The sequence below is a fragment of the Proteiniborus ethanoligenes genome (genome assembly GCF_900107485.1).
GTDB lineage: Bacteria > Bacillota > Clostridia > Tissierellales > Proteiniboraceae > Proteiniborus > Proteiniborus ethanoligenes.
Genome location: NZ_FNQE01000033.1, coordinates 23,176 through 30,033, shown reverse-complemented (window position 1 = coordinate 30,033; position 6,858 = coordinate 23,176). Strand labels below are relative to the sequence as shown.

At 31.2% G+C, this 6,858-nt stretch carries 4 protein-coding genes; all 4 read right to left on the bottom strand.

The annotated features are described in order from the left end of the window. Positions 1-1,200: RNA-binding domain-containing protein (locus BLV37_RS12625; protein ID WP_091732137.1), on the bottom strand; the 1,200-nt coding region annotated here is incomplete at its 3' end. A 957-nt stretch (positions 1,201-2,157) separates the two neighbouring features. Continuing rightward, entirely contained in the window at positions 2,158-2,286 is a 129-nt protein-coding gene (locus BLV37_RS15465) for a hypothetical protein (protein ID WP_280140148.1), read from the bottom strand. A 204-nt stretch (positions 2,287-2,490) separates the two neighbouring features. Further along, on the bottom strand, positions 2,491-3,879 hold the full coding sequence (locus BLV37_RS12620) for an ATP-dependent nuclease (protein WP_091732134.1): 1,389 nt from the start codon (positions 3,877-3,879) through the stop codon (positions 2,491-2,493). A 71-nt stretch (positions 3,880-3,950) separates the two neighbouring features. Then, the gene (locus tag BLV37_RS12615; protein WP_091732131.1) at positions 3,951-6,857 is read right to left on the bottom strand and encodes a GIY-YIG nuclease family protein; all 2,907 of its coding nucleotides are present in this window, start codon (positions 6,855-6,857) and stop codon (positions 3,951-3,953) included. Position 6,858 lies beyond the last annotated feature (1 nt).

Genomic DNA, 6,858 nt, shown 5'->3' with positions numbered 1-6,858 from the left:
AGCTTGCTCGGTAGCTTGCTCGGTAGCTTGCTTATTTAAAGGTATAATGGTTTTAAATACATCTTCTTCAACAAATACTGGATCTACTCCTGAATAGATTCTATTATACTTGAAAATATTCCTAACTCCTGAACCTAGCTCATCTACCCATCCTATCTCTTTAAAAAATTTTGCAATTGTAGGATTTTTAGGGTATGGTGAAAAGTTTTCTGGGTCAATTATTCCATTTCTATGAGTCTTGTTACTATTTTCAATATATACTCTATCTTTTTCTATAATTAATTTCGCAGGAAATGGGTTTGCAAATTCTCTATGAATTAGTAAATTAGATATAGCTTCTCTGAATATTTTATCTCTTAGACTGATTCTCTGATCTCCTTCAATATAAAACTTATCGTTCAAATGTTTGGCTATAAATTGCATTAATCTTTCATAGCTGTGTATAAGATTAACCCTAATATCATCTCTATCATCATAACGATCTAAGTTTTCTCTTCTTAAAATAGCATCTGTTCTATGATGTGGTAGAGCAGCATGAATTAATTCCTCTTTGCCAAAGATTAAAATTCCACCTAGAGTAATCCCTTCTTTCCCAGTGTTAGGATCCTTCAAATATAATCCTGCACTTTTTAGTAGCTCTAAATTCTCCATAGAACTCCAAGGATGGTTTGGTTTTTGATTTTCAGCAAGCCTTCTTATTTTTGTAAAAATATCTATCTCCAAATCATCCATTTCTGCAAATGAAAAAATTCTATTTTCAGTATAAGTACTTTGTTTTCTCATATATAAGCTGGATACTAAATTTGTGTTATCAGTGATATTTATATCACCATCTTCGTTTCTATCATATATTTTTCCATTACATCTGTGGACTTGTGAACTTTCAGGGACAAAAATGTATAGAATTATCTTATTATCTATTTCTATTTGATCTATGGTTAAGTAAAAAGTAGGGCTTATTTTAAGAGGATTATTTATACTTGTAACAAAATCTTTCTTTACTTTATCAACTGCTTTTTCTTCAATTCCAACAATTGTTCCATCATCTTTAACACCTAAAAGTAAATGTCCCCCATTACGATTTAAGAAAGCACATACTGAATCAAATACATCCTTATTTAGTTTATTTCTACTCTCTTTAAATTCAATATTCAACCCTTCACCAGAATTAATCATTTCTAAAATATGGTTAATTGTCATGATTATCAGCTTCCTATCTACTTTTTATTTCCACTGGAATCTTCTAACTATATTATATACTATTCTAGTAAATAGTATATAACTAAGATAAATCTAAAATAATAAATTAACTTAAACTAGTACTATCCCAATGATTTTTAAAATAAAAAAGTCTTGGTCCCTCTGTTTCCAAAGGTTCCAAGACTTTTGTTTGCTACTCCACGCCGTAGGTTTCGGACTTCTACCTCCTTACAGTCGGTAGAAATCTCGCCAACCCTGACAGGTGTAACTCCATTCATTCTATCTACGCCAAAGGCTTGATACAATGAGGAATTACTCCAGCAATAGATTTCATCAATTTCATTTGTTCCCTTCGCTCACATGAAATTGGAAATCCTTGCAGGGGTAGTACCTACAGTTCAACTTCACTATCGTTCGTTTCACTGGGTACTACTCCCATCCTACTTTTGTGGATTTATTCTATTTGGGGATGTGTGTTTTTCAAGGGTTGAAGCTTTGGGGTTATTTGGTTTATTGATACTTATTTTGTTTGTTGAGATTTTTAGTACTTTTTTAGTACTATGGGGTACTTGTTGGAGATTATAAAAATACTATTTTATATTTAAAAGTTTTTTTGCATCTTTGTGTGCTTTATCAAATGAATCTTTATGTTTACTATAGTCACTTATTTTGATTTTCATAAGATCATCAGGATCAATGTCAGCACCAGTAAAATCTTTTTTTAACCTGATATAATGTAACTTATCAAATACATCATTATATATGTATTTCTATCTAAACCTCCATTATTTGAATAATACTCGTAGCTATAATCATCCTTATTTTTATTTTCCTCATTAATTTAATTATTATATTGAAAAACAGCTAACCTTCTTATTGTTTCATTAGAACCATAAGCTATAGTTTTATTTATCATTTCATTTATTTTATTTTCAAGCTTATTTTGTGCCATATGAATTATTTTCTTGGATTAAAAGCTAAGTTATACCAATCATCAAGTAACCTTGAAATCTCTTTTGTTGAAACATCCCTATAAAAACTATCTATTTGCAATTCATAAGCCTTCTGGGATCTAAAATGTTCCATATTTATATCATGATTTCATTCTGGTATTCCCTAAGTAGATTTATTGAAATATCCATTCATACCTTTTATCACTCCGTCCATGATATCATATGTTAGAAAAGAAACAATGAACATTATAAAGATATCCTTAATTTGACTTCACTCCATTATTCTAATCTAGTTTATTTTAGCTTTATTTTTTATAACTTAGCTCACTTCATCATTCTATAATTTATTTATCTGTTCTATAAGATTCCTCATTTGTGACTCATATTCACTTTTAATTTTACCTCCACTATTAACTATCCCAATTTTTCCATTACTTTTATCCCTTGGTTTTTTATCCCTAATATCATCTGCCGGAATAATAAAAAAGTTGTAATTAGGATATATTCCTTGTAACTTCTCCTTATCCTCTGGCTTATCACCGTCTAATATTATACTTACTTTTTTATATCCCAAGTCTTTCAGAATGTTAATAATATATTCCATTTTAGGTGCTCCACCCACACCCCATCCAAAGAAATTTCCTTTAAATTCAAGGTCTAATTGTTTTGCTATTAAAGGATAAAATATAACATCTTCTTGACCTTCAACTAAAATTATATTATCTTCTAGGAAGAAAACTTCTTTAGCTTCAAATCCCAATGTATGTGGTTGATTAAGATCTTTGATAAATTTTCTGATATCTTCTTTACTATTATCTTCTAAATTATAGACTTCTATGTCTCCGTCTTCACCTTTTACCGTCCTAATTAATTCTGCACCATTTAAAATCGATTCCCAATCAATAAAATATGGGGAATGTGTTGAAATAATAATTTGCCTATCACTTGCATACTCTTTAAGTAAATCCATTGTTCTCTTTTGATAAGCAGGATGTAGGGATAACTCCGGTTCATCAATAGCTATTACCGATCCCTCTTCAGAATCAAATAATGCATCACATATGGTAAAAACACTCCAAATACCATCCCCTAATCCCTCGCTACTATGGATACATCCGTTTATTTCGAGTTTCAAATAGTATGTTCCATTATCATTTTGTTCAATTGTCCATTTTAAATTATGTCCTAATATCCTTTTTAATAGTGGATCAAATTCTTCTTTCTTTTTATGCATATTGAATAGTCTAGAACTAAAGTCATTTAATCCAGACGCTCTATTATGCATATTTATTTGCAGATTCCGCATATAATCATATCGACCGATTTCATTACGATGAAACTCATACTCAACAAACCGCCTTGATTGAAGAACAAATATCTTTAACCCTTCAAAGTAATCTTCTTCGCCATCATTTTTTTGCATCTTCGTAACACTTCCTCCATGTTCATGACTAATTATCTTATAGACATCATCTTTTTCATCAATTAACTTTATCTTGACTCTACTATATGTTCTTATATTTCTTTTTCTTTCAGCTATACTAGGGCTACTATGCCTATCTAGATTAAAAAATCTTAATGATTCTAATATAGTTGTTTTGCCAGAGTTATTTGAGCCAACTAAAAAACTCATACCACTCCCAGCTTGTCCATTTGGAAAAGCAAAACTTATTTTTTGCTTCTTCCCAAATCCTCTAAATCCACTGATTGATAATTCTTTTATCATATAATTAGCCCCCTGTTTGTTATGGTTAAAAAAACTAGATATTTATATTATAATTTATTTCTACAGCTATTCTATTTGTTCAAAAATCCCTTCTCAAATGCCTGTGGAAATTGGAATCTCTTCTCTCCTACTTCAAATTTTATTGTAATATATCCATCACTCTTATCTAATTCTATAACTTCACCGATACCAAACTTTTTATGCCCTACTTTATTTCCTACAAAGACTTTATCTGTATAATCTACTTTTTCCACCTGTTTTCCCTCAGGAGATTTTTCTGCTACTAATAGCAATTCATCTTCTGTGGATGTGCCTTTCTTTGACTTAGCACTTAGTAGATCCTTAGAAGTGCCACTGCAAATTTTGACTTTACTATTTTTTTTCTTTTTATTATCTTTTCTCTTTTCTGTGATAATTGGCTTAGTCTTATCTTCTTTAAACTTTTTCACTGGTACACCTAGAGAAGCCTGTTGCATTCTAAACATTTCTTCATAATCATCACGGGTAATAACTGTATCCCAAAGACCTACATCTTTACCCTTATGTTTATTGATTCCTGTATATTCTAAACTAGCATCTTCATAGCGTTTGAATTTATATACTGCATCATTCATTAAAGGACCATTAAATACTCCTAAAGATACTAATAATTCAAAATCTTTAACATCTAGGCCTGTTACTTTTTTAAAGAGACCAGGTTCCAATTGAGTAATGACATCTTTCAAAGACTTTTCCCTATAATCAGTTAAATACATAAATATTGGAATACGTGTAGCGAATTTAATAAGTTTTTCTTGGATTTGCTTACGTTTTGATCTATACTCTTTTTCTTCTTCACTAAGCTCTTTTTTCTCTTTTTTACTGAGATCCTTTCCTTCCTTTTTAGCCTTCTTCACTGATTCAGATTTATTGATTATAGTTTCTATATCTGTATTTAAACTTCTAAAGCCTTCAATACTCATTAATGCATCCATAGCTTCCTCATTTGCCATTAATCTGCTTAATGTTTCATTATCTACATTTACAAGTAATGCACTTTCCCATCTCTTAGCTAATAAAGTAGCAGATGTTCCAGCCATGGCAATATCTAATACATCACTTGCACTAATTTGCCTCATTGTGCTTCCATCATAGGCAAGTACAGGCAAAAATTTAATAAATTCATCTACTTTCTTTTCTGGATCAGATTCTTCTACATTTAATCTTGTACTATAATCTGCAATTTGTTTTAAGGCTCGATCTAGAGCAAAATCAAATACATAGCATTCTTTTTTCATAATTTCCTTTTTGCCCATTTCTCCATCAATTACCCATGGGCTTTGGACACGAAAAGCTGCTTGAAAATAAGTTTCTGGACTTGATAGATTTCGTAGCATAAATATGCCTGTCCACGGTTTTACCGTTACTCCAGTAGTTAATTTACCACAGGATAGGGTAATTGTTTTAGTATCTAGTGGATTTCTCATGGATTTTTGTACAGGTTCTAATGCATCTAATCCTATTCCCGCTTTAGGTCCTGCTGCAACATTAATTTCATAATCATGGAAAAATGTATTTTGTCTCTGTATTAGCAGGTTTTTCATTGCATAGGCTGAAGCTACTGATGGCATAAACCATAATGTATGAGTAAGTACATTTAATAATCTTGAATCCGAATATGGCATTGGTGGCCTTTTGTCTCTTCCTAGTTTTAAATCATCCACATTTGCAGGTAAATGAGCTCCTCTGACTAAATCAAGCCATTTTTGAACCTCATTTTCGTAGACAAATTTTGCTTTATCTCTCTCACCAGTTGCTGAGAAGAAAACATTTAAGTCAAATTCGTCAAATTCCCCTTGACTTGCAATATTTCTAATATCTTCTGGCATTCTATAGGTCATCATAACCATTCTAGGAAGGGATTCATATGGATTATTTGGCTTGTCTCCCCAAGCCTCTTTTGCATTTTGTTCATCAGAATAGGTCCAATTAAATATTTGATCTTCTATAAATTCCCCAGAGTTTATGGCTCTAAAAGGTGTGCCAGATAAAAATAAATAATAGGATGTAGTAATTGGTAGGAATGTTTCATTGTAGGCATTATCTGCTTCATCTTCTTTATATTTTTCTAGATCTAGTGAATCATAAGCATCTTCATCTTCTTGTTCAAACAATTTTTGGGCACTATCTCGCCATGCCCCAAAGTGGTATTCATCAAATATAACTAAATCCCAATTTGTAGTATGTACCCATTCATTTTTTGCCTTAATTCCACCTGTATCTCTATTAACCCCTAATAAATCTTGAAAGGAACCAAAGCATACTATGGGCCTATTTTGATCTAAATCTTCAATATTAAATCCATTTTTCTTACTAATAAACTGCCATCCTTCAAAATCTACATGGGTCATTAAATCCTCTTCCCAAGCACTTTCAACTGCAGGTTTAAAGGTTAATACCAATATCTTTTTTAAATCCATCTTTTTCGCTAATTGATAGGATGCAAAGGTTTTACCAAAACGCATTTTAGCATTCCATAAAAATTTAGGAGCTCGATCTGGATATTCTTCTTTGGCCTTTTGATAGAAATAAATAGTTTTATCTACAGCATCTCTTTGTTCAGGTCTCATTTTAAAATTTAAGGTTCTATTTTCTTCATTTTCTATTCTATCTTTAACAGATATATAGGATGCTCTTAATTCATCTGTTGTACATTTAAACCATTCACCATCAGGATTTTCAATTTTGGATTTTCTAAGTTTTTTGTGAATTTCATGGTCCATAAAACTAGAACCATCATTACGAATAGCAGGCTCGGCAAATACAATTTTATAGGGCTTCTTCCCTGGTAAAACTACTGGAAATTGTTGTGATACCCTTTCCTCTACATCTATAGTTGTATATCCTACCTTTAACATGCCAGGATATCTTATGTCTTCATAAGCATATATCATTGGTTTGTTTTCTGGTCTTTGAGGGAAAAAAGTGTTATCAGCCATA